The organism is Streptomyces hokutonensis (assembly GCF_000376565.1).
Taxonomy (GTDB): Bacteria; Actinomycetota; Actinomycetes; order Streptomycetales; family Streptomycetaceae; genus Streptomyces; species Streptomyces hokutonensis.
The window spans coordinates 53,031-78,260 of the sequence record NZ_BARG01000037.1; the positions used below are offsets into that span (position 1 = coordinate 53,031).

19 protein-coding genes are annotated in these 25,230 nt (G+C 71.3%); 14 read left to right on the plus strand and 5 right to left on the minus strand.

All coding sequences use genetic code 11. The features are described 5' to 3' along the window. Positions 1-16 precede the first annotated feature (16 nt). The 4 genes from SSP08S_RS55680 (at position 17) to SSP08S_RS22440 (ending at position 5,018) form a co-directional block, all read left to right on the plus strand. A complete protein-coding gene (locus tag SSP08S_RS55680) occupies positions 17-814 on the plus strand; it encodes an IclR family transcriptional regulator (protein ID WP_019069876.1) in 798 nt (265 codons plus the stop codon). 100 nt (positions 815-914) lie between these two features. Beyond that, positions 915-2,108 carry a sensor histidine kinase gene (locus tag SSP08S_RS22430; RefSeq protein WP_019069877.1) on the plus strand — a complete coding sequence of 398 codons (1,194 nt, stop codon included), beginning with the start codon at positions 915-917 and terminating at the stop codon, positions 2,106-2,108. Next, the gene (locus SSP08S_RS22435; RefSeq protein ID WP_026178731.1) at positions 2,105-2,776 is read left to right on the plus strand and encodes a response regulator; all 672 of its coding nucleotides are present in this window, start codon (positions 2,105-2,107) and stop codon (positions 2,774-2,776) included. Before SSP08S_RS22430 ends, SSP08S_RS22435 begins: the two co-directional genes overlap by 4 nt. A 142-nt stretch (positions 2,777-2,918) precedes the next feature. Further along, positions 2,919-5,018 (plus strand): MMPL family transporter, encoded by a 2,100-nt coding sequence (locus SSP08S_RS22440; RefSeq protein ID WP_019069879.1) that lies wholly within the window; start codon positions 2,919-2,921, stop codon positions 5,016-5,018. A 33-nt stretch (positions 5,019-5,051) separates the two neighbouring features. Here SSP08S_RS22440 and SSP08S_RS22445 read toward each other — a convergent pair whose 3' ends face one another. Both SSP08S_RS22445 and SSP08S_RS22450 read right to left on the minus strand, forming a co-directional pair. Further along, the gene (locus SSP08S_RS22445; protein WP_019069880.1) at positions 5,052-5,279 is read right to left on the minus strand and encodes a hypothetical protein; all 228 of its coding nucleotides are present in this window, start codon (positions 5,277-5,279) and stop codon (positions 5,052-5,054) included. Positions 5,280-5,314: 35 nt separating this feature from the next. Continuing rightward, a complete protein-coding gene (locus tag SSP08S_RS22450) occupies positions 5,315-6,721 on the minus strand; it encodes a ferredoxin reductase family protein (protein ID WP_019069881.1) in 1,407 nt (468 codons plus the stop codon). 272 nt (positions 6,722-6,993) lie between these two features. Between SSP08S_RS22450 and SSP08S_RS22455 the strand changes: the two genes are divergently transcribed. Both SSP08S_RS22455 and SSP08S_RS22460 read left to right on the plus strand, forming a co-directional pair. Next, the gene (locus tag SSP08S_RS22455; RefSeq protein ID WP_019069882.1) at positions 6,994-7,689 is read left to right on the plus strand and encodes a response regulator transcription factor; all 696 of its coding nucleotides are present in this window, start codon (positions 6,994-6,996) and stop codon (positions 7,687-7,689) included. Further along, positions 7,686-9,101, plus strand: a complete 1,416-nt coding sequence (locus tag SSP08S_RS22460; protein ID WP_019069883.1) for a HAMP domain-containing sensor histidine kinase — start codon at positions 7,686-7,688, stop codon at positions 9,099-9,101. Before SSP08S_RS22455 ends, SSP08S_RS22460 begins: the two co-directional genes overlap by 4 nt. A gap of 212 nt (positions 9,102-9,313) precedes the next feature. Here SSP08S_RS22460 and SSP08S_RS22465 read toward each other — a convergent pair whose 3' ends face one another. Then, entirely contained in the window at positions 9,314-11,995 is a 2,682-nt protein-coding gene (locus tag SSP08S_RS22465; protein WP_019069884.1) for an FAD/NAD(P)-binding protein, read from the minus strand. A gap of 341 nt (positions 11,996-12,336) precedes the next feature. Between SSP08S_RS22465 and SSP08S_RS22470 the strand changes: the two genes are divergently transcribed. Both SSP08S_RS22470 and SSP08S_RS22475 read left to right on the plus strand, forming a co-directional pair. Continuing rightward, entirely contained in the window at positions 12,337-13,581 is a 1,245-nt protein-coding gene (locus tag SSP08S_RS22470; RefSeq protein WP_019069885.1) for a L,D-transpeptidase, read from the plus strand. 361 nt (positions 13,582-13,942) lie between these two features. Beyond that, entirely contained in the window at positions 13,943-15,340 is a 1,398-nt protein-coding gene (locus SSP08S_RS22475) for a glycoside hydrolase family 16 protein (RefSeq protein WP_019069886.1), read from the plus strand. A gap of 29 nt (positions 15,341-15,369) precedes the next feature. Here the strand turns inward: SSP08S_RS22475 and SSP08S_RS58235 are convergent, their stop codons facing one another. Together SSP08S_RS58235 and SSP08S_RS22485 are read right to left on the minus strand one after the other, a co-directional pair. Next, on the minus strand, positions 15,370-16,488 hold the full coding sequence (locus SSP08S_RS58235) for a hypothetical protein (RefSeq protein ID WP_019069887.1): 1,119 nt from the start codon (positions 16,486-16,488) through the stop codon (positions 15,370-15,372). 3 nt (positions 16,489-16,491) lie between these two features. Continuing rightward, positions 16,492-17,391 (minus strand): helix-turn-helix domain-containing protein, encoded by a 900-nt coding sequence (locus SSP08S_RS22485; protein WP_019069888.1) that lies wholly within the window; start codon positions 17,389-17,391, stop codon positions 16,492-16,494. A 146-nt stretch (positions 17,392-17,537) separates the two neighbouring features. Here SSP08S_RS22485 and tkt point away from each other — a divergent pair, with 146 nt between their 5' ends. The 6 genes from tkt to SSP08S_RS22515 all read left to right on the plus strand — a co-directional run. Beyond that, entirely contained in the window at positions 17,538-19,613 is a 2,076-nt protein-coding gene (gene tkt / locus SSP08S_RS22490) for a transketolase (RefSeq protein ID WP_019069889.1), read from the plus strand. 19 nt (positions 19,614-19,632) lie between these two features. Further along, entirely contained in the window at positions 19,633-20,778 is a 1,146-nt protein-coding gene (tal, locus tag SSP08S_RS22495) for a transaldolase (RefSeq protein ID WP_026178732.1), read from the plus strand. Further along, positions 20,775-22,382, plus strand: a complete 1,608-nt coding sequence (zwf, locus tag SSP08S_RS22500; protein WP_019069891.1) for a glucose-6-phosphate dehydrogenase — start codon at positions 20,775-20,777, stop codon at positions 22,380-22,382. The genes tal and zwf overlap by 4 nt, the downstream gene beginning before the upstream one ends. Beyond that, positions 22,379-23,314 carry a glucose-6-phosphate dehydrogenase assembly protein OpcA gene (gene opcA, locus SSP08S_RS22505; RefSeq protein ID WP_019069892.1) on the plus strand — a complete coding sequence of 312 codons (936 nt, stop codon included), beginning with the start codon at positions 22,379-22,381 and terminating at the stop codon, positions 23,312-23,314. Before zwf ends, opcA begins: the two co-directional genes overlap by 4 nt. Next, entirely contained in the window at positions 23,307-24,983 is a 1,677-nt protein-coding gene (gene pgi / locus SSP08S_RS22510) for a glucose-6-phosphate isomerase (protein WP_019069893.1), read from the plus strand. Before opcA ends, pgi begins: the two co-directional genes overlap by 8 nt. A 1-nt stretch (position 24,984) precedes the next feature. Continuing rightward, the coding region (locus tag SSP08S_RS22515) for an NAD(P)-binding domain-containing protein (protein WP_026178733.1) at positions 24,985-25,230 on the plus strand (246 nt) is incomplete at its 3' end.

The window sequence follows — 25,230 nt, forward strand, 5'->3', positions numbered from 1 at the left end:
ACAAGGAGATACGGCGATGACCAGCACCCGGCCGGAGACGACCGCGCGGTCCACACACACCGAGCGCACCGCCCGCTCCGCTCCCGACCGGCTGCTCGCCGTGCTCGCCGCCTTCGACCACGAGCACACGGCCCTGTCGCTGTCCGACATCGGCCGCCGGGCCGGCCTCACCCTGACCACCGCGCACCGGCTCGCGGGCGCCCTCACCGAGTGGGGCGCGCTGGAGCGGGACGCGTCCGGCGTCTACCACGTGGGACTGCGGCTGTGGGAGATCGCGGCGCTGGCGCCCCGCGGCCTCGCCCTGCGCCAGCTGGCCCTGCCGTACCTGGAGGACCTGTACGAATCGACGCACGAGAACGTGCAGTTGGCGGTGCGGGACGGCACGGAGGTCGTCTACACCGAGTGGATCTCGGGCCGTTCGGCGGTCGGCGTGCACATCCGGGTGGGCGCCCGCTGGCCGCTGCACGCCACCGGTGTCGGCCTCGCCCTGCTGGCCCACGACCGACCGGACCTCCAAGAGGCCTACTGCGCGGGCGAGTTGACGTCCTTCACGCCGTACACGATCACCGATCCGGTACGGCTGCGGCGGGTGCTGGCCGAAGTGCGGCGCACCGGTATGGCGGTGAGCGACCGTCAGGTAACGGACGACGCGCTGTCGGTGGCGGCTCCGGTGCGCGGGCCGGGCGGTGCCGTGGTGGCGGCCGTGTCGGTCGTGGTGCCCCAAGTCGGCGCCCAGGTACCGGCGTTGATCCCGGCGGTGCGGCTCGCCGCACGGGGGATCTCGCGGGCGCTGGGGTGGCGGCCGGAGCCGTGACGGGGTCCGCCGTGTCCGGCGCGGATATCCCCCGTACCGGCGAGGCCCCGCCGGTGTGACGTCGCGATACTGGAACGGCCCTTGCCCCGAGGAGCCGCTCATGCGTGTGCAGCACTGGTTCGCGCCGGTCGTCGCCCGGTTCAGGACCGCCAATCCGTACGCCGTCGACTCGGCGCTGGCCGCGCTGGTCCTGTTCGCGGTGTCGTTGCAGTGGCTCTTCCCCGACGAGGGCGGCGATCCGCTCAGTTGGCAGGGCTGGCTGCTCGGGGCCGGTACGGCGGTGCCGCTGGTGTGGCGGCGGGCGGCGCCGTTCGCGACGGCGTGGGTGGTGTCGGCGGCCACCCCGGCGATGGCGGTGTATCACTCCCCGCCGCCGGACGTGATGTACGGCGGTCTCGTCGTCCTGTACACCGTCGCCGCGCGGTGCCTTCCCTGGCAGCGGCGGCTGATGCTCGCGGGCTGGCTGGCCGGCGTGTCCGTGGTCATGCAGCACAAGGAGCACGCCCAGCCCTTCGAGTACGCCTTCCATCTGCTGAGCCTGCTGTGCGCCTACGGCTTCGGGTCCCTCGCCCGGGTCCAACGCGCCTACACCGCGGCCCTGGAGGACCGCGCCCGGCGCCTGGAACGCGAGCGGGCCGCCGACACCGCGCGGGCCATGGCACAGGAACGGGCCCGGATCGCGCGGGACATGCACGACATCCTGGCCCACGCCGTGAGTCTGATGGTGGTGCAGGCGGAGGCCGGTCCGGTGGTCGTCCGCAGTGATCCCGAGCGGGCCGAGGCCGCGTTCGACGCGATCGCGGGGGCGGGACGGGACGCGATGGCCCAACTCCGGCGCATCCTCGGGGTGCTCAAGGAGGAGCAGCGGGACGGGAGTTCGGGGCACCGGCCGCAGCCGGGGGTCGCCGCGCTGCCCGGTCTGGTGCACCAGGTCGGCGAATCGGCCGGTCTGCGCGTCGAGTTGAGAACGGTCGGGCAGCCGCGCCCGCTGCCCCCGGACACCGAGGTCGCCGTCTACCGCGTCGTGCAGGAGGCGCTCACCAACACCGTCAAGCACGCGCACGCCTCCGCCGCTACGGTCGAACTCGACTGGACGGAGGACGAGTTGGTGCTGACGGTGACGGACGACGGAAGAGGGCCCGCAGGCACCGTGGGCGGGCACGGGCTGATCGGACTGCGGGAGCGGGCGGCCGCCTGCGGGGGCACGGCGGAGACCGGGCGCGGACCCGACGGCGGCTTCCGGGTCGTCGTACGTCTGCCCGTGGCCACCGACCGGCAGGCGGCGCTGGGGTGAGCATCCGGGTGGTGGTGGCCGACGACCAGGAGCTGGTGCGCAGCGGCTTCAGCATGATCCTGGAGGCGCAGAAGGACATCGAGGTGGTCGCGGAGGCCGGGGACGGTGCCGAGGCGGTCGCCGCGGTGCGCCGGCACGCGCCCGACGTACTGCTGCTGGACATCCGGATGCCGGTGATGGACGGCCTGGAGGCGGCCCGTCGGGTGTGCGCGCAGTCCGCGTGCCGGGTGGTCATGCTGACCACGTTCGACCTGGACGAGTACGTGTACGAGGCGCTGTACGCGGGCGCAAGTGGCTTTCTCCTCAAGGACGTTCGCCGAGACGACCTCGTGCACGCGGTGCGGGTGGTCGCGGCCGGCGACTCGCTGCTCGCTCCGGCGGTGACCCGGCGGCTGGTCGCGGACATCGTGCGGCGCCGCCGCGCGGAGGCCGCCGCCGAGGTCGCGCCCCGCCGCCTGGAGGTCCTGACCGCCCGCGAGGAGGAGACGCTGCGGCTGCTCGCCCGGGGCCTGTCCAACGCCGAGATCGCGACCACCCTGTTCGTCAGCGAGCACACCGTGAAGACCCATGTCAGCAATGTGCTGGGCAAGTTGGGGCTGCGGGACCGGGTGCAGGCGGTGATCTGCGCGTACGAGACGGGGCTGGTGACGCCGGGGGCGGCCTCCTAGTCCTCCCCCGCACGGGCGAGGAACGGCCCCCTCCTCCCCCGTACGACCGAGTCCCCGAAACCGCACGTCCCGGCGATCCGGCGGCACCCCCTCCCGCAGCAGCCTGGGAGGCATGTCATCCGATGCCCCGCCGGGAGGGACCGTGCTCGTCTCACTCGCCCGGGCGGCGACCCGCCGTCCGCTGACCGTGATCACCGTCTGGGTGCTCTTCCTGCTGCTCGGGTTCGGGCTCGGGACGGGCGTGTTCGGGCGGCTGTCCGACAATGTGCCCGAAGTCCCGGGCACCGAGTCCGAGTCGGCCGCGCAGTATCTCGACCGGGTCGATCCGACCGGCGAGACCATGACCGGTGTCGTGGCGGGCGTCGCGGTCTCCGACCCCGCCCTGCGCCACCGGGTCGAGCGGGCCGTGGCCGACGTCCGCGCCCTCGCCGGAATCGCCGCCGTACCGGACCCGTACACCACACCCGGCCTCACCTCGCGGGACGGGCGGGCGCTGCTGATCCCCGTCACGCTCAAGGGCGGGCTGGGCGACGACGCCGAGGAGCACGCGGTGGACGCGGCGGCCGACCGCATCCGGGAGATCGACGCGCCCGAAGTCCATGTCAGCGGCGGTCCGTTGCTGGGCAAGCAGCTCGGTGAGCGGGCCCAACAGGACGTGCAACGCGCCGAGTTGGTCTCGCTGCCGGTCGTACTCGCCCTGCTGCTGGTCGTGTTCGGCGGTCTGCGGGCCGCCGCGCTGCCACTGGTGATCGCGGTCAGCGGGATCGCGGGGGCGTTCCTGGCGCTGTTCGCCTTCAGCCAGGTCACCGACATCTCGGTGTACGCGATCCAGGTGACCACCATGCTGGGACTCGGACTCGCCGTGGACTACGCCCTGTTGATGCTGGTCCGCTTCCGCGAGGAACGCCGGGACACGGCGGACGTGGTGGAGGCCGTGCACCGCACGGTGGCCCGGGCGGGCCGTACCGTGCTGTTCTCCGGGCTGACCGTCGCCGTCAGCCTGACCGGTCTGCTCGTCTTCCCGAGCACGTTCCTGCGCAGCATGGGCCTCGCGGTGGCGGCCGTGGTCGTCGTCGACATGCTGGCCGCGCTCACGCTGCTCCCCGCGCTGCTGGCCCGGTTCGGCGCCGGGATCGCGCCGGCACGGGCCAGGCCCGAGGCCGAGGAGGGGCGGGTCTTCGCCCGGCTGGCCCGCTTCGCGACGCGCCGCCGCATCGCCGTCCTGGCCGTCGTCGTCCCGGCCCTGCTCGTCCTCGCGCTGCCCGTCACCGGCCTGCGGATCAGCATCGGCGACGCCCGGCAACTCCCGAAGAACACCGAGGCACGGCAGTTGTACGACACGGTCGACGCGCACTTCCCGGCCGGGACCGGGGTCTCCCCCGTGACGGTCGTCCTGCGACCGGGCACGGACGCCGCGACCGCCGACCGTATCCGCGCCCTCTCCCCGAACGCCACGTCCCGTGCCCTGCCCGGCGGCGGCACGGTCGTGTCCCTGCAACCGCCCGGCAGCGCCGACGGCAGCGCGGCCACCGACCTCGTCCGCCAGGTCCGGGAGACGCGGGGCAGTGGACCGGTCCAAGTCACCGGTACCGCCGCCCGGTTGGTCGACTTCCGTACGATGCTCGCCGACCGCGCCCCGTGGGCCGCCGCGACCGTCCTGGCCGGAATCTTCCTCCTCCTGTTCGCCTTCACCGGCTCGGTGCTGATCCCGCTGCGGACGATCGCGACCACCCTCCTCAGCCTGGGGGCCGCGCTCGGCGCGGTGGTGTGGGTCTTCCAGGACGGCCATCTCGCGGGCGCCCTCGGGGTGCAGGGGCTGGGCGCGTTGAGCCTGACGGCGCCGCCGCTGATCGTTGCGATCGCCTTCGGGCTCGCCATGGACTACGAGTTGTTCATCCTGGCCCGGATGCGCGAGGCCCGGCGTCTGACGGGCGACGACCGGGAGGCCGTGGTGACCGGCCTGCGCCGCTCGGGCCGGGTGGTGACCTGCGCCGCGCTGCTGCTGGCGGTCGTCTTCGGCGCCTTCATGACGGGCGGCTTCTCCCCGATCCTCCAGATCGGCCTCGGTCTCACCCTCGCGGTGCTGATCGACGCAACTGTCGTACGGATGCTGCTGGTTCCGGCGACGATGGCGCTGCTCGGCCGGCGGGCCTGGTGGGCGCCGAAGGTGTTGCGGCGGGCGCACGACCGGTTCGGGCTGCGCGAAGAGGCGCCTGTGGAGCGGGAGTTGGCGAGCCGGTGAAGCGGTGAGCCGTGAATTGGGGCCCGGCGGGGGCTACTTGTTCTCGCCGGGCTTTCCCGCGTGATCGCCGTCGCCCGGGGTGTCGTCCCCTGGTTTCGCCGAGGCAGAGGCAGAGGCGGTAGCGGTGGCGTTGGCCGCGGGTGGCATGTGGTCGCCGCCGTCGCCGGACTTGCCGGTCGCGCCGGAGGCGTTGAGCTGGAAGGCGAGGAGGAGGGCGGCCGCGGCGAGGGTCGCGGTGAGCCAGAGGGTGATGCGTCGCATGTGTGCTCCTGAAGGTGGGGGTGGAGTGGGGGGGGTTACCAGGCGAACTCTTCGGTGTGGACGCTGTCGCGGTGGGCGCCGGCGGCGCGGGCCGCCCTGCGGACGGCGGTGATCCAGGCGGGCGGGCCGCAGACGAAGACGTCGCGGTGCTCGATGTCGGGGACGAGGTTCTTGAGGGCCTGGACGTCGTCGGTGAGGTGTGCGGGACCCGCGGCCTGCCAGGAGGTGTCGGCGCGGCGGGGGCCGGGGAGCAGGATCAGTTCGACGCCCCGGTCGGCGGCGAGGGCGCGGAGTTCGTCGGCGAACACGGCGTGCTCTTCCGCGCCGTAGCGATAGACGAGCGTGGCCTCACCGGGGCCGTAGGGGGTGTCCTCGATCAGGGCGCGCATGGGGGTGATGCCGATTCCGGCGGCCATGAGGAGCAGGCGGGGCCGGGTGCGGCGGCGGGCGGTGAGGGTGCCGTAGGGGCCCTCGATCAGGGCGCGGGTGCCGGGGGTGAGGCGGGCGGCGCGGGCGCTGCCGTCGCCGGCGGCCTTGATGGTGATGCGGAGCCGGTCGGGGGTGGGCGCGGCGGAGAGCGTGTAGGGGTTGCCGCGGGACCAGCCGGGGCCGTCGAGGAAGCGCCACACGAAGAACTGGCCGGAGGCCGTCCGCATCCGGTCCAGGCGGTGCCCCTTGAGCGTGACCGACACCGTGCCGGGTGCCTCGGTGACCACGGACTCCACGCGCAGCCGGTGGCGGAGGGAGCGCCAGGCGGGCAGGGCGAGGCGGTAGAGGAGGGTGGCGGCGAACGCGAAGCCGTAGAGGCACCACCAGTAGACGCGGGTCCAGGTCTCGTGGAAGTCGGCGCCGTCGGTGAAGGTGTGCGGGAAGGTGGCCGCGATGCCGGCGTAGGAGTAGAGGTGCAGCAGGTGCCAGGACTCGTAGCGGAGTCGGCGGCGGGCCGCTCGGACCGAGGTGACGACGACCATGATCAGGGCGAGGGTGCCCGCGGTCGCGCAGAGCATCCAGGAGTCGGTGACGAACAGCCGTAGCAGCGCGGTCAGTTGGGCCGACGGTTCGCGGGCCGTGCGCTCGACGGCGAACAGGACGACGTGGGCGATCATCAGCCAGAACGAGGCGAAGCCGAGCAGGCGGCGCCGGCGGGTGAGCAGGTCGTGGCCCCAGGACCGTTCCACCCAGGGGATCCGGGCCAGGACGACGACCTGGAGGATCATCAGGTCGGAGGCCAGCAGTCCGGCGAGCAGTCCGAGGGAGCCGGTCGCCCGGTCGGAGGCGGTGAGGGAGAGCGGGCCTCCCTGGTTCATCACCCACAGGGCGACGACCGCGACCACGGAGAGGATCGCGAGCGCGCCGAGCGGGTCGGCGAGTGTGAACCGCGCGCGGCGGGGTGGGGCGGGCGGTGTGCGCCGCCCTCGGGGCAGGACGGTGGGCAGGGTCATCGGCCGGCTTCCTTCGTCGCGGGGTCGGGGGGGCGTCGCCGATCGGGCGAGGCCTGTGATCACCCTTGCGACGGTTTTTGTGGCCGCTCTAAGAAAGCGGCGCCTGTGTGCCGCCCGGAGGCGGTGGGCGGGCCGCTGACCTGTGACGGCTTCGGCTCGGCGGGTGGAGTGGGCCGCGTGGTTCTTAGACTTCCTTGTCGTTCGGCGCCGATCCTTGGGGCAGGCGACGGTGTCCGCCGAAGCGGACGCCGGTGAGGGAGTCGAGGTGCTGCATGGCGGCGGTGGGCCGTAGACCGGAGGTGCTGGTGGTCGACGACGACCCCGGCGTGCGCGCGGCCCTGGACCTGGGGCTCGGTCTCGAGGGCTTCACGGTCCGGCTCGCCGAGGACGGCGAGGCTGCACTCGACCAGGTCGCCGGCCGGCCGCCGTCGGTCATCGTGCTGGACGTGACGATGCCGGGTCTGTCCGGGGTCGAGGTGGTGCGCGTGCTGCGCGCGCAGGGCCGGACGTTGCCGGTGTGCATGCTGTCCGCCCGTGACGAGGTCGACGACCGGGTCGCGGGGCTGGCTGCGGGCGCGGACGACTACGTCGTGAAACCGTTCTCCGTAGGGGAGTTGTCGGCGCGGCTGCACGCGATGGTCCGGCTGCACGAGTCGACCGCCGAACGGCCCCTGGTCGTCGGCGAGGTCGCGATCGAACCGGCGCGGCGGGTGGCGTCCCGGGCTGGCCGGGATCTGCGGCTGACGACCCGCGAGTTCGACCTGCTGCTCGCGCTCGCCCACCGGCCCGGGCAGGTCCTGTCCCGGGCCCAGCTCCTGGAGCAGGTGTGGGGCTACACCTGGGACGTCGACACCAATGTGGTGGACGTGTTCATCGGCTACCTCCGCAAGAAGCTGGAGGCCGACGGCGGTACCAGGGTGCTGCGGACCGTGCGCGGGATCGGCTTCGTGCTGAGCACCGGCCCGTGAGATGGCTGCCGCGCAGTCTGCGCTCCCGGATCACGGCCGCGGTCGCGGTGCTGGTGACGGTCGTGGTCGCGCTCGCCGGGCTGGTCATCGTCGCCCGCATCGACCACCGCGACCGCACCGACGTCGACCGGCAGCTCGCCGCCCGCGTCGAGAAGGGCGACCAGGACGCCGAGAAACTCCTCGACCAGAGCGGGCATCCGGACGCCGGGGACAGCGGAGACGGCGGGGACGGCGGGGACGACTACGGCGGGCTGCTGGCCGGCAGCCAGAGCCTGGTCCGGCTGATCTCCGGCGGGAAGGTCGTCGCCCAGCACGGCGAGACCCCGACCGCCCCGCTCCCGCCGCCGACCCGCGACGGCTACCGCACCGTCGACGCGGGCGGGCAGACCTGGCGTTCGCTGACCCGGCCGCTGGACACCGGCGGGTACCGTCTCGAAGTCCTCCAGGACATCGACCCCATCGAACGGCGGCTCGCGGACAACACCGCGATCGTCGCCGCCGTCACCCTCTTCGCCGCGCTCGCCACGGCCGGCGGGGTCTGGCTGCTCACCCGGATCATCCTCCAGCCGTTGGAACGCCTGCGGACCGGCGCCCTCGCGATCAGCGCCGACACGGCCGGGCCCCAACTCCCCGCCGCCGAACGGCCGCAGGAGGTCGCCGACCTCTCCCGCGCCCTGAACGGCATGCTGGACCAGTTGCGTACGAGCATGGAGTCCACCCGCCGTTTCACCGCCGACGCCGGACACGAACTGCGCACCCCGCTCACCAGCATCGGGGTGACCCTGGAGACCCTCCAGCGCAACCCCGACCTCCCAACCGCCCAGCGGGCCCGGGCACTTGAGGCGATGAGCGCGGAGCACCGCCGCATCACCGCCCTGCTCACCGGACTGCAGACGCTCGCCCGCGGCGACGCCCACGCCCTGCCCGAACGCACCCGGGTCGTGGTGGGCGAGCTCCTCGACACGGCGGTCGCCCAGGCGGCCCGCCGCCACCCCACCACGACCTATCGGCTGTCGGCCGACGCGTCCACGCCCCTGCGCGTGGACGGCTGGCCGGTCGGTCTGCGCCTGGCCGTCGACAACCTCCTCGACAACGCGGCCCTCCACGGGCGCCCGGGCGGTGACGTCGAGGTCCGGCTCACCCGGGACGCCGGCACGGTCCGGATCGGCGTCGGCGACGACGGCCCGGGCATTCCCGCCGGCCAACGCCACGCCATGACGGAACGCTTCACCCGCGGCACCCGCACCCGCTCCCCAGGCTCCGGCCTCGGCCTGGCCCTCGTCGACCAGCAGGCCCACCTTCACCACGGGACGCTCCGGCTCGGCGAGAGTCCGGCGGGCGGTTTGGAGGCGACGCTCGCACTGCCGGCGGCTGAGGGGGAGGAACGGCTGGGGGAGCCGATACGAGACTGAACGCGGGGTGGCGGCACGAACGGGCGCGATGCGCGGATATCGCATACCGGCTACCGCACACCGCACACCGCACACCGGCTACCGGCTACCGGCTACCGGCTACCGGCTACCGGCTACCGGCTACCGGCTACCGGCTACCGGCTACCGGCTACCGGCGCAGGGTCTACGACGACCAGTGCGCGAGTCCAACACCGGCGCCCACCCCGCCAGTCTCACCCCGCCACCGCCGCCACCGCCGCCAACCCCGCCAGCATCCGCCGATCACGAGGCGCCGCCTTCCGGTCGAGCCGTGCGTCCAGCAGTCGCCGTGCCGCGTCGCACCGCCCCGCTGACACGAGCGCGTACAGCAACGTCTCCTCGACGACCTCGCGTTGGGCCGCGCTGCCGCCCACCTTGCGCAGGACCGGGAGGAGCGCGTCGAGGCCGTGGGCCGCGTCGTGGAAGCGGTGTTCTACGAGTGCGGCGAAGGACTCGCAGAGCGGGGCGATGACCTCGCGCTGCACCGGATCGGCCCCGGTCGCGTGGTCGCGGAGGCGCCGCAGCGCCGGGAGATCACCGGCGGCGGTGAGGGCCACCGCCGCGTGCAGCGCGGTGAACGCGGTCGCGGGCCGTTCCAGGACCTCGCAGGCCACGGAGTCCAGTACGTCCGAAGTGGGCAGCTCCCCCTGCCAGTTGCCGCTGAGCCGGGCCCGCCACAGCAGGGACCCCGAGTCGACCAGCGCGCGTACTCCGGTCACCCGCCCGGGCGCCAACTGGGCGAACCAGCGCCTGCGGACGGCGGCCGGGTCGTCCAGCGCGAGTTCGTGCAGGGCGATGTGCCAGGAGAAGTGGGCCCGGTGGACCGCGCCCCGGCCCAGTCCGGACACCCAGCCGTCGAGCCAGTCCCGGCCCGCCTCGTGGGCGCCGGACTCGTAGTGGACGTGGGCCAGCGCGTGCACGGCGTGCCCCGAGGCGGGCTCAACTCCCAATGCGCGGTGGGCGAGTTCGCCCGCCTCGTGCAGCCGGCCCTGTTCCTGGCGCAGGAACGCGAGCAGTGAGGTGTGGAACCAGTGCCCGTCGTAGGCGGGGGACGTGCGCTCGACGAGGCGGAGCGCGTAGTCGTCGTCGAGGTCGGTGGCACCGGAGAAGGAGATGGTGGGTACGGCGGCGGCGAGGGCGAGCGCGTCGGCGGGGTGGGTGTCGAGGTGCCGTATCAACGCGCGGTCCCCGTCGGTGGATTGGACCCGGCGCGTGATGACGTCCACGAAGGACCGCTCCCGCTCGTCGGCCCGTTCCTGGGCGCAGCGCTGGGCGTCGGCGAGGGCGCGGGGTACGTCGACGGCGGCCCCGCACTCGTGGCCGAGGAGGGCCAACGCCGCATGGCCCAGGGCGAATCCGGGGTCCAGGGCGATGGCGCGGGCGAAGGCGTCCTCGGCCCCGGCGCGTACTTTGAGGACGCGGTCGAGTCCGCTGCGGTAGGCGGTGGCGGCCTCGGCGTGGGTGGAGAGCGGGAGTCCGAGTCCGTCGACGGGCCTGCGGCGGGCGGTGCGGCGGGCCGGGGGTGCGAGCAGTTGCCGGGCCAGGGCGGCGGCCTGGACGCGGATCTCGGGGATCGCGGTGGTCTCCCAGAGTTCGCCGCGCCGTGGGGCGCCGAGGGTGAACAGGGGTCGTGTGCAACGGCCTTGGGCGTCGAGGAGGCGTCCGTCGCGGGTGGCGACTCCCATGCCGAGCGGCCCCGGCACCGCCATTCCCGTCGCGAACAGGCTGCGCCACAGCGGGTCTTCGAGCCGCTGCCCCGGCCCGGTGCAGTCGATGACCCAACCGACGCGCAGCGTACGACCGTTGGAGAGCGTGACCGCCAACCGCCCGTCGTCGTCGACGACTTCGGCGATCGTGCCGGTGTGCACATGGAGGCGTCGTGCGGTGCGGGCGCGGGTGACCGATTCGGCGGTGGCGGGGGCCATGCGGTGCCGGTGGGTGTTCCAGATCGCGCTCTCGTGGGCGAGGAACTCCCCGCGTTCTTCGGGGGTGAGGCTGCGCCAGAGGCGCGCGGTGTGCGGGCGGAGGCTGTCGAGGGCGGGCCGCCAGTCGCCGTGGGTGCGCACGGAGCGGCTGACGTGCCGGTAGACGGTCCGGCGCAGTCCGCTCAGGGTCAGGTCGCGCGGCCAGTTCGGTGCTTCCATCGGGCCTGCCGGTCCCAACGCGTGGGGCTGCGGCAGGAGTCCGCTGCGGGAGGCGGCGTGCACGGTGCGTTCGGGGCGGTCCAGGGTGAGGGCGAGGTCGACGGCGGTGAGGCCGGTGCCGACGAGGAGGATGTCGGCGGTGTCCTCGCGTACGGCGTCCAACGCACCCGGTGTCCAGGGCGAGTTGACGAAGCGGGGCGAGGTGCGCAGCGCGGGCGGGACCCAGGCGGCGGTGGGAGCGGCGGGGCCGGTGGCGAGGACGGCGCTGTCGGCGGTGAGGAGTCCCCCGTCGGCGAGGTGGAGTTCCACCGGGCCTGTGGGGGTGCCGGTACAGCTCTCCGCGCGGGTGCGCAGCCGGCGTACGGAGACCGTGCCGTGGGAGCGGACGACGGCCTGGGCGAGGGTGTCGGCGAGGTAGGCGCCGTAGCGGTAGCGGGTTGCGAAGTCGGCGCCGCCGACGGTGGGTTCGCCGTGGCGGCACAGCCAGCGGGTGAAGTGGCCGGGGTCGTCGGGGTAGCAACTCATGCCCCCTGCGGGGACGTTGAGGCGGTGGCGCGGGTCGGGGGTCGCGTAGGCGGTGCCGCGGCCGGCCTCCGGGGCCGGGTCGACCAGCACCAGGTCGAGCGGGGTCCGGCGGCGGGTGGCCGTCTCGCAGAGTTGGACGGCGGTCAGGGTGCCTGCCGCGCCCGCTCCGACGATCGCCGTGGTGGGCCGCTTGCGGACTTCGGTCACGAATGCCTCCGGCGTGGTCTGCCGCGGAGCCGCCGAAGCGGAACTCCGCCTTCAGTTCCTTCCTCACTATTCCGACCGGGTTGATGGGGAAGCCATGGCGGGACGGGGATCTCACCGGATACTCAGGGCACCGGCCGGTGCGTTCATACTCTGTTCACACTCGCGGAGTCGCCGACAACCGTGGTTTCAGGCCTTCTTTCAGGTTCTCTTCAGAGGAATCTCAGGTTGGGGCCCTGGGATTCAAAGATTCAACCCAGGGAAGTGACGCAGGATGCAACGGCACTGGTGATCTCGTCGCGTACGGCCAGGGGGTGTGCGCGACATATGGAGGAAGGCCTGCCGTGGGCGTGTCGCACATAACCAACCGGTCCGAGAAGCCGTCGGAGAGGTGGTCCCGGCGTGGGATCCTCACCGTGCTCGGGGTGGTGCCGGCGGCCGTGCTGACCGGTTGCAGCGGCTCGGCGGGCGCTGCGGAGAGCGCCTCCTCCGGCGGTGCGTCGGCGACGGCTTCGGTGAAGGCCGCGAAGACGCCGACCGTCACGGTCTCTCCCGCCGACGGCACGAAGAAGGCCGATTTCTCGGCTCCGGTCACGGTGACGGTGACCGACGGCACGTTCGCCACGGTCAAGGTGACCGGCAACGACGGCTCCACACTGGCCGGGACGTTCAACGCCGCCAAGACGAAATGGACGTCCACCAAGAACCCGTACTCGGGCACGAAGTACACGGTCGCCGCGCAGGCACAGGGCGGCGCCGCGAAGACCGCGACCTTCACCACCAAGTCGCCCGGCGAGACCTTCGTCGGCTACTTCACCCCCGAGGCGAACTCCACCTCCGGCGTCGGCATGCCCGTGTCGATCAACTTCACGCACGCCGTCAAGGACCGCGCCGCCGTCCAGAAGGCGATCACGGTCACCGCCGAGCCCGCCGTCGAGGTCGTCGGCCACTGGTTCAGCGACACCCGCCTCGACTTCCGCCCCGAGACCTACTGGGCGGCCGGCACGAAGATCACGCTCAGCCTGCGGCTCAAGGACGTCGAGGGCCAGGACGGTGTCTACGGTATCCAGTCCAAGGACGTCACCTTCCACATCGGGCGCGAGCAGATCAGCACGGTCGACCTGTCCAGCAAGGAGATGGTCGTCAAGCGGGACGGCAAGACCCTCGCCACCTATCCGGTCAGCGGCGGCAACGCCCAGCACACCACGTGGTCCGGGATCATGGTGATCAGCGAGCGCTTCAAGCAGACCCGCATGGAGTCCTCGACGGTCGGACTCGGCGACGAGTACGACATCTCCGACGTCCCGCACGCCCAGCGCCTGACCACCTCCGGCACCTTCGTGCACGGCAACTACTGGGCGTCCACCTCGGTGTTCGGCAACGAGAACACCAGCCACGGCTGCGTCGGCCTGCACGACGCCAAGGGCGCGAACAACACCTCGGTGGCGGGATACAAGTTCTACGACAGCTCGATGCTCGGCGACGTCGTCATCGTGAAGAACTCCGGCGAGAAGACCGTCGCGGCCGACAACGGCCTCAACGGCTGGAACCTGTCCTGGGCGGACTGGAAGGCGGGCAGCGCGGTCTAGGGCCCGCAGCACCCGGGAGACCGATGGACCGGTCCAGGGGGCCGGTGGTTGGTTGACCGGTCCAAGAGGCCGGTGGACGGTGGACCGGTCCGGGGGCCGGTGGACGGTGGACCGGTCCGGGGGCCGCCGCGCCCGCGAGACCGGTCCGGGAGTCCGTTCCGGGCGCCTCGGAAACCTCCTCTTTCACCCGCATTCATCGCCTTCATCACCTGAACTCCCGCACAGCGAAAGGACTTTCGCGGCTTCACCTCTTGACGGCCGGAGTGGCTAAGAGCACATTGACCGCGCACCCGCTGCGTGAGAGCGCTCTCAGACAGCAGGCGCGGCACCCGCACCCCCACTCCGTATCCGAGAGGCACCCATGAGTGAAACCTCCGGCACGCAGCGCAGACCCCGTCCCCTCCGGCGCGTTCTGATCGCCGCCCTCGGCACCCTCGGCCTGGCGATCGCCACCGCCACGGCCTTCACCCTGCCCGCGGACGCCTCCGCGCCCACGCCCCCCACGGGCTGGACGCAGGTCTTCCTGGACGACTTCAACGGCACCGCGGGCACCGGCGTCTCGACCACCAACTGGCAGTACGACACCGGGACTTCGTATCCGGGCGGCGCCGCCAACTGGGGCACGGGCGAGGTCGAGACGATGACCTCCTCCACCAACAACGTGGCACTCGACGGCAACGGCAACCTGTTGATCACCCCGCGCCGGGACGCCTCCGGCAACTGGACCTCGGGCCGCATCGAGACCAACCGCACCGACTTCCAGCCGCCGGCCGGCGGGAAGCTGCGCGTCGAGGCCCGTATCCAGATGCCGAATGTCACGGGCTCGTCGGCGCTCGGCTACTGGCCCGCGTTCTGGATGCTGGGCGCGCCCTACCGGGGCAACTACCAGAACTGGCCCAGTGTGGGCGAGTTGGACATCATGGAGAACGTCCAGGGTCTCAACACCGACTGGGCGACGATGCATTGCGGCACCAGCCCGGGCGGCCCCTGCAACGAGACGACCGGCATCGGCGGCAACACCGCCTGCACCGGCACCACGTGCCAGGCCGGCTTCCACACCTACGCCATGGAGTGGGACCGGTCCACCAGCCCCGAGCAGATCCGCTTCTACCTCGACGGCGTCAACTTCCACACGGTCAACGCCAGTCAGGTCGACGCGACGACCTGGGCCAACGCGACGAACCACGGCTTCTTCATCATCCTGAACGTGGCGATGGGCGGCGGCTTCCCGGCGGCGTACGGCGGCGGCCCCACCAGCGCGACGGACCCGAACCACCCGATGACGGTGGACTACGTCCAGGTACTGCAGTCCAGTGGGAGCGGTACCACGACCCCGCCGACCGGCAACCGGGACGCCTACAGCGCCATCCAGGCCGAGTCCTACGACAGCCAGTCCGGCACGATCGCCGAAACCACCACGGACACCGGCGGCGGCCAGGACCTCGGCTCGATAGCCAACGGCGACTGGGCGCTCTACAAGGGCGTCAACTTCGGCTCCACGGCGGCCACCCAGTTCTACGGCCGGGTCGCGAGCGGTGCGGCGAGCGGGGTCAGCGGTCTGGTCCAGGTACGCCTGGACAGCCCGACCGCGACCCCGATCGGCAGCTTCTCGCTGGCCAACACGGGCGGTTGGCAGTCATGGAAGACGGTCCCGGCGAACATCAGCTCGGTCACCGGCACCCATGACGTCTATCTCACCTTCAGCAGCGGGCAGTCGGCGGACTTCGTGAACGTGAACTGGTTCGACTTCGGGCACTGATCCCCAACTCCCCACGGGAACAAGGGGCTTCACGCGGGTGCGTGGGGCCCCTTTCCCCTGCCCTTTGCCGCCGACGCGATCATGCGGTGCATGACGGCCACGGGGAGGGCCGGATTCCGGGCGGCGTCCAGGGCGCTGCGTTCGTCGAGGAGCAGCGACACCAGGTACGCCGGGGGCAGGGCCGGGTTTCGCCGGGCCGGGTGGTACACCTCTCCGGCGGTGTCCTGGGTCAGCCTCACCGCGGAGTCGGGGGACAGCCGCGGATCCTCCGCCGCTCGTCCTCGCACCTCGCTGTCGGGATCGCGGCTGAACCGCTCGACGAGGTCGTCGCCCGACGCGGGGTCGTCGAGTGCGAGGAGACGCACGCGCGCTCGCGGGTCGTCGGCGAAGCGCAGCAGGCCGTCGCGGGGGAAGTTGGGGTGGTTGCGCGGACGGCCGGGGAAGGAGAAGCTGCCCGACCACCAGGACCACACGTCGAGGAGCAGGTCTCCCGGGGCGTCGTCGCAGGACTCGCTGAGAAAGAGCCGTACGACGCGGTCCTCGTCGTGGGCCAGCTGGGCCACGACGTCGGGGGGAAGGTGTACGGCGCGGGCCACACTGCGGCGGATCAACAGGTTGGCGGACGAGGCCAGTTGCCTCATGGCAGCCGGGTCGTCGTGGAGGGCCGCGACCCACCACAGGGCGTAGCTGCGGTCGCCCGCCGTGATGTCGGGGACGGTCTCGGCCAGGGCGGCGATCTCGGCCGGTGTGGCAGGCGGGCGGGCCTCCGGGGACGGCGCCAGGTCCACGCCGACGCGTGCGCCACGTCGTCGGCCGTCTTCGTGCTCCTCCGCCATCTCCGCCAGCACCCCGTGAAGGGGCAGCCCGGCGGTGGCGGCCAGGAGCCGGTCCCACTGAGCGCGCGAGAGCCTTCCGCTCTCCGCCGCCCTCCCCCAGACCTGCTTCGACGGATGGACCACGGCCGCGTCCAGAACACCGGCCGGAAGATCCGCGCGGTACAGAAAGCTGGTGTCTCCACCGGCATCGAGGAGGCTGACCAACACTTCCACCGGGGTGCCCCGGTTCTGCCCCAGACCCGACAGCCACTCCTGGGCGACGCGCTCCGAGGGCGCGAGGTTTTCCGACAGCGCGGACCAGACATCACTCATGCGTCACCGTAGCTCCGCCCGGAACCCCGCCGGCGTCACATCCGTGTGCTGCTGGAAGAACTTCGAGAAGTTGGCCGCATCGGGGAAGCCAACTGCCGCTCCCACACGCCCGATCGGCAGGTCCGTGTGGGCCAACAGCCGTTTCGCCTCCAGTACGACCCGCTTGTCGATGAAGCCCTTCGGGGTCTCGCCGGTGGCGGCGCGGACCGCGCGGACGAGGGTGCGGCGGGAGTAGCCGAGGGCGTCGGCGTAGGCGCTGACGCTGTGGTTGGTGGCGAAGCCCTTCTCGACGGCGTCGCGGAAGAGCGTGAACGTCGTGTCGGCCTGCTGCCGGGCCGCCTCCGCCGAGCTGGCGGCGAGATGCGCGAGGCGGAGGAGGAAGGCCGTCAGGGAGTGTCGTAGGACCGAGGTGTGGAGGCTCAGCGGGAGGGTCGTCGAGTCCTCGTACTCGCGTTGGAGTTGGGCCAGGGAGGAGCGGAGGGCCGCCAGGCGGGGCTCGTCGGGGTGCAGGAGGGGTGGCAGGTCGTAGCGGTAGAGGCCTGTTGCCTCGACCGTGGCTCGGGGGAGGAAGCCGGGCTGCATGGTCAGGACCGTGCCGTGGTACTCGTCCATGCGCGAGAAGCGGTGGACCTGGCCGGGGCGGATCCACAGGATGTCGCCGGCGTCCGCCTCGTACTCGGCGAAGTCGATCATGTGGCGGACCGGGCCCTCGTCGAAGAGCATCACCACATGGAAGTCGATGCGGTGGACGCGGTGCAGGGGTGCGTCCGCGTGCCAGGTGCGGCCCGTGCCCATCGGGCCGACCTGCATGCCGACGCCGCAGACGCTCAGATCGACAGGGAAGGGAAACGTTCTGATCACGTCGCCGTCACCGGCTGCGCCTTGGATGGTTCTGTCCGCCATGTCCTTCTCGTGCCGCCTCAGTACGGGTTCCGGTGTCCCACTTTCACCACAGGCTGGCACACCGACACCTTCCCTCGTAAAAGTCAGACTTTTAGATTTGAAGGCGTCCGAGCAGTTCTGCCGCTCTTACCGAGGACTTCTTGAAGATGAACGCGCACACACCTGACAGCTTCGAGTGGACCGATCTCGACCGTCGTGCCGTCGACACCGCCCGTGTTCTGGCCGCTGACGCGGTACAGAAGGTCGGAAACGGCCACCCGGGCACGGCGATGAGCCTGGCCCCCGCCGCGTACACGATCTTTCAGAAGGTGATGCGTCACGACCCCGCGGATCCCGAGTGGACCGGTCGTGACCGCTTCGTCCTCTCCCCCGGCCACACCTCGCTGACGCTGTACACGCAGCTGTATCTCGCCGGGTACGAGCTGGAGCTCGACGACCTGAAGGCGTTCCGGACGCACGGTTCGAAGACGCCTGGTCACCCCGAGTACGGGCACACGGCCGGTGTGGAGACCACGACCGGCCCGCTCGGACAGGGTGTCGCCAACGCCGTCGGGATGGCGATGGCCGCCCGCTACGAGCGCGGTCTGTTCGACCCGGAGGCCCCCGAGGGCGAGTCGCCCTTCGACCACACGATCTGGGCGATCGTCTCCGACGGCGACCTGGAGGAGGGCATCTCCGCCGAGGCCTCCTCGCTCGCGGGCCACCAGCAGCTCGGCAACCTCGTCTTCGTCTACGACGACAACCACATCTCCATCGAGGGCGACACCGCGACCGCCTTCTCCGAGGACGTGCTGAAGCGGTACGAGGCCTACGGCTGGCACACCCAGCGCATCGAGCCCGGCGCCGACGGCGACATCGACCCGCACGCGCTGTACACGGCGCTCAGGGCGGCGCAGGCCGAGACCGCGCGCCCCTCGATCATCGCGATGCGCACGATCATCGCCTGGCCCGCTCCAAACGCCCAGAACACCGAGGCCGCCCACGGCTCCGCGCTCGGCGCGGACGAGGTCGCCGCCACCAAGCGCGTCCTCGGCTTCGACCCCGAGCAGTCCTTCGAGGTCGCGGGCGAGGTCCTCGCGCACAGCCGCAAGGCCCTGGACCGGGGTGCCGAGGCGCACTCCGCGTGGGACAAGCAGCTCGACAAGTGGCGCGGCGCCCAGCCCGAGCGCGCGAAGCTCTTCGACCGGATCGTCGCCGGCCAGCTCCCCGAGGGCTGGGAGCAGTCCCTGCCGGTGTTCGAGGAGGGCTCCTCCGTCGCCACCCGCGCCGCGTCCGGCAAGGTCCTCCAGGCACTTGGAACGGTCCTGCCCGAGCTGTGGGGCGGTTCCGCCGACCTGGCCGGCTCGAACAACACCACCATCGACAAGACCTCGTCCTTCCTCCCGAAGGGCAACCCGCTCCCGGAGGCCGACCCGTACGGCCGCACGATCCACTTCGGCATCCGCGAGCACTCCATGGCGGCCGAGATGAACGGCATCGCCCTGCACGGCAACACGCGCGTCTACGGCGGCACCTTCCTGGTGTTCTCCGACTACATGCGCAACGCCGTCCGCCTCTCCGCGCTGATGCAGCTCCCGGTGACGTACGTCTGGACGCACGACTCGATCGGTCTCGGCGAGGACGGCCCCACCCACCAGCCGGTCGAGCACCTCGCCTCGCTGCGCGCGATCCCGGGCCTGAACATCGTCCGCCCCGCCGACGCCAACGAGACCGCGATCGCCTGGGCCGAGATCCTCAAGCGGCACGCCACGAAGCCCGCCCCGCACGGTCTCGCGCTGACCCGTCAGGGTGTGCCGACGTACGCGCCCAACTCCGATGCGGCGCGCGGCGGTTACGTCCTGAAGGACTCCTCCACCGAGACCCCCGACGTCGTGCTGATCGCGACCGGTTCCGAGGTCCACCTCGCCGTCGAGGCGCGCGAGCAGCTGGAGGCCGAGGGGGTCGGCACCCGGGTGGTGTCGATGCCGTCCGTGGAGTGGTTCGAGGAGCAGTCGCGCGAGTACCGCGACAGCGTCCTTCCGCCGTCCGTGAAGGCCCGCGTTGCGGTCGAGGCCGGGATCGGTCTCACGTGGTACCGGTTCGTGGGTGACGCAGGACGCATCGTCTCCCTCGAACACTTCGGCGCCTCCGCCGATGCGAAGACCCTGTTCGCCGAGTTCGGTTTCACGGCCGAGAACGTCGCCGCCGCCGCACGGGAATCCCTTGCCGCCGCGCGCGGTTGATCCGATCGCCAGAAAGAAGATGATCACAGTGACCGAAGTGACCGCCACCGCGGGAACACTCAAGCGCCTGACCGACGAGGGCGTCTCCATCTGGCTGGACGACCTGTCGCGCAAGCGGATCGAGTCCGGCAACCTCGCCGAACTCGTCGACACGAAGAACGTCGTCGGCGTCACCACCAACCCGTCCATCTTCCAGGCCGCCATCGGCTCCGGCGAGGGGTACGAGGAGCAGCTCGCCGACCTCGCCGTACGCAATGTGACGGTCGAGGAAGCCGTCCGGATGATGACCACGGCCGACGTCCGCGCCGCCGCCGACATCCTGCGCCCCGTCTACGAGGCGACCGGCGGCCGGGACGGCCGGGTCTCCATCGAGGTCGACCCGCGCCTCGCCCACCACACCGCGGCGACGATCGCCGAGGCCAAGCAGCTCGCCTGGCTGGTGGACCGTTCCAACGTGATGATCAAGATCCCGGCGACGAAGGCCGGTCTCCCGGCCATCACCGAGGTCATCGGCGAGGGCATCAGCGTCAACGTCACGCTGATCTTCTCCCTGGAGCGCTACCGCGAGGTCATGGACGCCTACCTCGCCGGCCTGGAGAAGGCGCGGGCCGCCGGCATCGACCTGTCGACCATCCACTCCGTCGCCTCCTTCTTCGTCTCCCGCGTCGACTCCGAGATCGACAAGCGCCTCACCGCGCTCGCCACGGACGAGGCCCTCGCCCTCAAGGGCAAGGCGGCGCTCGCCAACGCGCGGCTCGCGTACGAGGCCTACGAAGAGGTCTTCGCGGGCGACCGTTGGACCGCTCTCGCGGGCGCCAAGGCCAACAAGCAGCGCCCCCTGTGGGCCTCGACCGGCGTGAAGGACCCGTCGTACAAGGACACTCTCTACGTCGACGAACTGGTCGCACCCGGCACGGTCAACACCATGCCCGAGGCCACGCTGAACGCCACCGCCGACCACGGTGACATCCACGGCGACACGGTGACCGGCGGCTACGCGCAGGCGCGCGCCGACCTGGACGCCGTAGAACGTCTCGGGATCTCGTACGACACCGTCGTCAAGCAGTTGGAGGACGAGGGCGTCGCCAAGTTCGAGGTGGCCTGGCAGGACCTGCTGGACGCCGTCGCGAAGTCGCTGAGCGGGAAGGGGGTCGACGGGGAATGAGTGCGGAACTTCCCGAAGCGGCAACGGCCGCGCAGGCGCTCGGCGTTGAGGACATCACGGATATCGCGGACGCCCTGGGCGCCGACTGGGACAACCCGCTGCGGGACGCCCGGGACCGCCGACTGCCGCGCATCGCGGGCCCGTCCGGGCTCGTCATCTTCGGTGTCACCGGTGACCTGTCCCGCAAGAAGCTGATGCCGGCCGTCTACGACCTGGCCAACCGGGGCATGCTGCCGCCGGGCTTCTCCCTCGTCGGGTTCGCCCGGCGGGACTGGGAGGACCAGGACTTCGCGCAGGTGGTGCACGACTCGGTGCGCGAGCACTCCCGTACGGAGTTCCGCGAGGAGGTCTGGCAGCAGCTCGCCGAGGGCATGCGGTTCATCCCGGGCGACTTCGACGACGACACCGCGTTCAAGCAACTGCGCGCGGCCGTGGACGAGTTGGACACCTCTCGCGGTACGAGCGGCAACTACGCGTTCTATCTCTCCGTACCGCCCAAGTTCTTCCCGAAGGTCGTCAAGCAGCTCAAGAAGCACGGGCTGGCGGACGCTCCGGAGGGGTCGTGGCGGCGCGCGGTCATCGAGAAGCCGTTCGGGCGCGACCTGAAGAGCGCGCGTGAGCTGAACAAGATCGTGCACGAGGTGTTCGACCCGGACCAGGTGTTCCGGATCGACCACTACCTCGGCAAGGAGACCGTCCAGAACATCCTGGCGCTGCGCTTCGCCAACCAGATGTACGAACCCATCTGGAACCGGTCCTACGTCGACCACATCCAGATCACGATGGCCGAGGACATCGGCATCGGCGGCCGGGCCGGCTACTACGACGGCATCGGTTCGGCGCGTGACGTCATCCAGAACCACCTCCTGCAACTCATGGCGCTGACCGCCATGGAGGAGCCGATCGCCTTCGACGAGGAGGCGCTGCTCACCGAGAAGCTGAAGGTGCTGAAGTCGGTGCGGCTGCCCAAGGAGCTGGGCGAGCACACGGTGTTCGGGCAGTACGCGGAGGGCTGGCAGGGCGGCGAGAAGGTCGTCGGCTACCTCCAGGAGGACGGCATCGACCCCCAGTCGAAGACGGACACCTACGCGGCCGTCAAGCTGGAGGTGGACAACCGCCGCTGGGCGGGCATCCCCTTCTACCTGCGCACCGGCAAGCGGCTCGGCCGGCGGGTCACGGAGATCGCAGTCGTCTTCAAGCGGGCCCCGCACTCCCCCTTCGACTCCACCGCCACCGAGGAGCTCGGCCAGAACGCGATCGTCATCCGCGTCCAGCCCGACGAGGGCATGACGGTCCGCTTCGGTTCGAAGGTGCCGGGCACGTCGATGGAGATCCGGGACGTGTCCATGGACTTCGCCTACGGCGAGTCGTTCACGGAGTCGAGCCCGGAGGCGTACGAGCGGCTCATCCTGGACGTACTGCTCGGCGACGCCAACCTGTTCCCGCGCCACCAGGAAGTGGAAGAGTCCTGGAAGATCCTCGACCCGATCGAGGAGTACTGGGCACAGAACGGCAGGCCCGCGCAGTACTCCTCGGGCAGTTGGGGGCCCGAGGAGGCGGACGAGATGCTCGCACGAGACGGACGGAGCTGGCGCAGGCCATGAAGATCGACCTGAGCGACACCACGGCAAGCAAGATCAACAAGGCGCTGGTACAGGGTCGCCGCGACATCGGCACCCCGGCCGTGGGCATGGTCCTGACGATGGTCATCGTCACGGACGAGGAGAACGCCTACGACTCGATCAAGGCGGCCGAGGAGGCCTCGCACGAGCACCCCTCGCGCACCCTGGTCGTCATCAAGCGGCACGCCCGCACCCCGCGCGACCGCACCAACTCGCACCTCGACGCCGAGGTCCGGGTGGGCGCCGACGCCGGCACCGGCGAGACGGTCGTGCTGCGGACCTACGGCGAGGTGTCCGACCACGCCGACTCCGTGGTGCTGCCGCTGCTGCTCCCGGACGCGCCGGTCGTCGTCTGGTGGCCGGTGGAGGCGCCCGAGATCCCGGCGAAGGACCCGCTGGGCGCCCTCGCGCAGCGCCGGATCACCGACCTGTACGCGGCGGCGAACCCGCTCGAGGAGCTGGGCACCCGCGCCCGCGCCTACGCGCCCGGCGACACCGACCTCGCCTGGACCCGGCTCACCCCGTGGCGCTCGATGCTGGCGGCGGCCCTCGACCAGGCCAAGTCGAAGATCACCTCGGGTGCGGTGGAGAGCGAGGCCGAGAACCCGGCCGCCGAGCTGCTGGCGCGCTGGCTGGAGGCCCGCCTCAAGGTGAAGATCGACCGCGTGGTCACCGACGGGCCGGTCATCACGGCCGTCCGGCTCGGCACCGGCGCCGGTGACATCGTCATCGACCGCCCCGACGGCCCCCTCGCGACGCTGTCCCTGCCCGGGCAGCCCTCCCGCACCCTCGCGCTGAAGGTCCGCACCACCTCCGAACTCATCGCCGAGGAGCTGCGGCGCCTCGACGCCGACGAGATGTACGCCATCGCCCTCCGGGCAGAGGGCACCAAGGAGACCCCCTCTCATGTCTGACTCCCCCAAGCTCGTGCGGCGGCCCGAGTGGACCGCGCTTGAGGACCACCGCGCGGCTCAACTGCACCCGCAGTTGCGTGAGTTGTTCGCGGCGGACCCGGAGCGCGCGGAGCGGTACGTGGTCACCGTCGGCGACCTGCGGATCGACTACTCCAAGCACCTGATCACGGACGAGACCCTCGCTCTCCTCCAGGAACTCGCCACCGCCACCGGCGTGTTCGGCCTCCGGGACGCCATGTTCCGCGGCGAGAAGATCAACGTGACCGAGGACCGCGCGGTGCTGCACACCGCGCTGCGCGCCCCGCGTGACGCGGTCATCGAGGTCGACGGCGAGAACGTCGTGCCGGCCGTGCACGCGGTGCTCGACAAGATGGCGAACTTCGCCGAGCGGGTCCGCTCCGGCGAGTGGACCGGCCACACCGGCCGCCGTATCCGCAATGTCGTCAACATCGGCATCGGCGGCTCGGACCTCGGTCCGGCGATGGCGTACGAGGCCCTCCGCGCCTTCACCGACCGCGAGTTGACGGTCCGCTTCGTGTCGAACGTGGACGGCGCCGACCTGCACGAGGCCACCCGCGACCTCGACCCGGCCGAGACGCTGTTCATCGTCGCGTCGAAGACGTTCACCACGATCGAGACGATCACCAACGCAACATCCGCCCGGACATGGCTCCTTGAGGGTCTGGGCGGTGACGACAAGGCGGTCGCCAAGCACTTCGTGGCGCTGTCGACCAACGCCGGGAAGGTGTCGGACTTCGGCATCGACACGGACAACATGTTCGAGTTCTGGGACTGGGTCGGCGGACGCTACTCGTACGACTCGGCGATCGGGCTGTCGCTGATGATCGCCATCGGCCCGGACCGCTTCCGCGAGATGCTCGACGGTTTCCACCTGGTCGACGAGCACTTCCGCACCGCGCCCGCCGAGTCCAACGCGCCGCTTCTGCTTGGCCTGTTGGGTGTCTGGTACGGCAACTTCTTCGACGCGCAGTCGCACGCGGTGCTGCCGTACTCGCACTATCTGTCCAAGTTCACCGCCTACTTGCAGCAGCTGGACATGGAGTCCAACGGCAAGTCGGTGGACCGGGACGGGAATCCGGTGGAGTGGCAGACGGGCCCCGTGGTGTGGGGCACGCCGGGCACGAACGGGCAGCACGCCTACTACCAACTCATCCACCAAGGCACGAAGTTGATCCCGGCGGACTTCATCGGCTTCGTCAACCCGGTGGCCGAGCTGAGTGACGGGCTCAAGGCACAGCACGACCTCCTGATGGCCAACTTCTTCGCCCAGACACAGGCGTTGGCGTTCGGCAAGACGCCCGACGAGGTGCGCGCGGAGGGTGTGGCGGAGGAGCTGGTCCCGCACAAGACGTTCAAGGGCAACCACCCCACGACCACGATCCTGGCCCGCGAGCTGACCCCGTCGGTGCTCGGCCAGCTCATCGCGCTCTACGAGCACAAGGTGTTCGTCCAGGGCGCGGTCTGGAACATCGACTCCTTCGACCAGTGGGGCGTCGAGTTGGGCAAGGTCCTCGCCAAGCGCGTCGAACCCGCCCTGACCGAAGGCGCCGACGTGCCGGGGCTCGACTCCTCCACCGCCGCGCTCGTGGCGACGTACCGGACCCTCCGTAATTCGCAGGATTCCCAGGATTCTCAGGAAGTGAACTGACATGCAGCTCGGACTGATCGGCCTCGGCAAGATGGGCGGGAACATGCGCGAGCGCATCCGCCGCGCGGGCCACACCGTCATCGGATACGACCGCAACCCCGAGATCTCCGACGTGAGCGACCTGGCCGAACTGGTCGACAAGCTCGAAGCGCCGCGCACGGTCTGGGTGATGGTCCCGGCCGGCGCCCCGACCCAGTCGGTCGTCGACGAGCTGGGCGGGCTGCTCCAGCCCGGCGACACGGTGGTC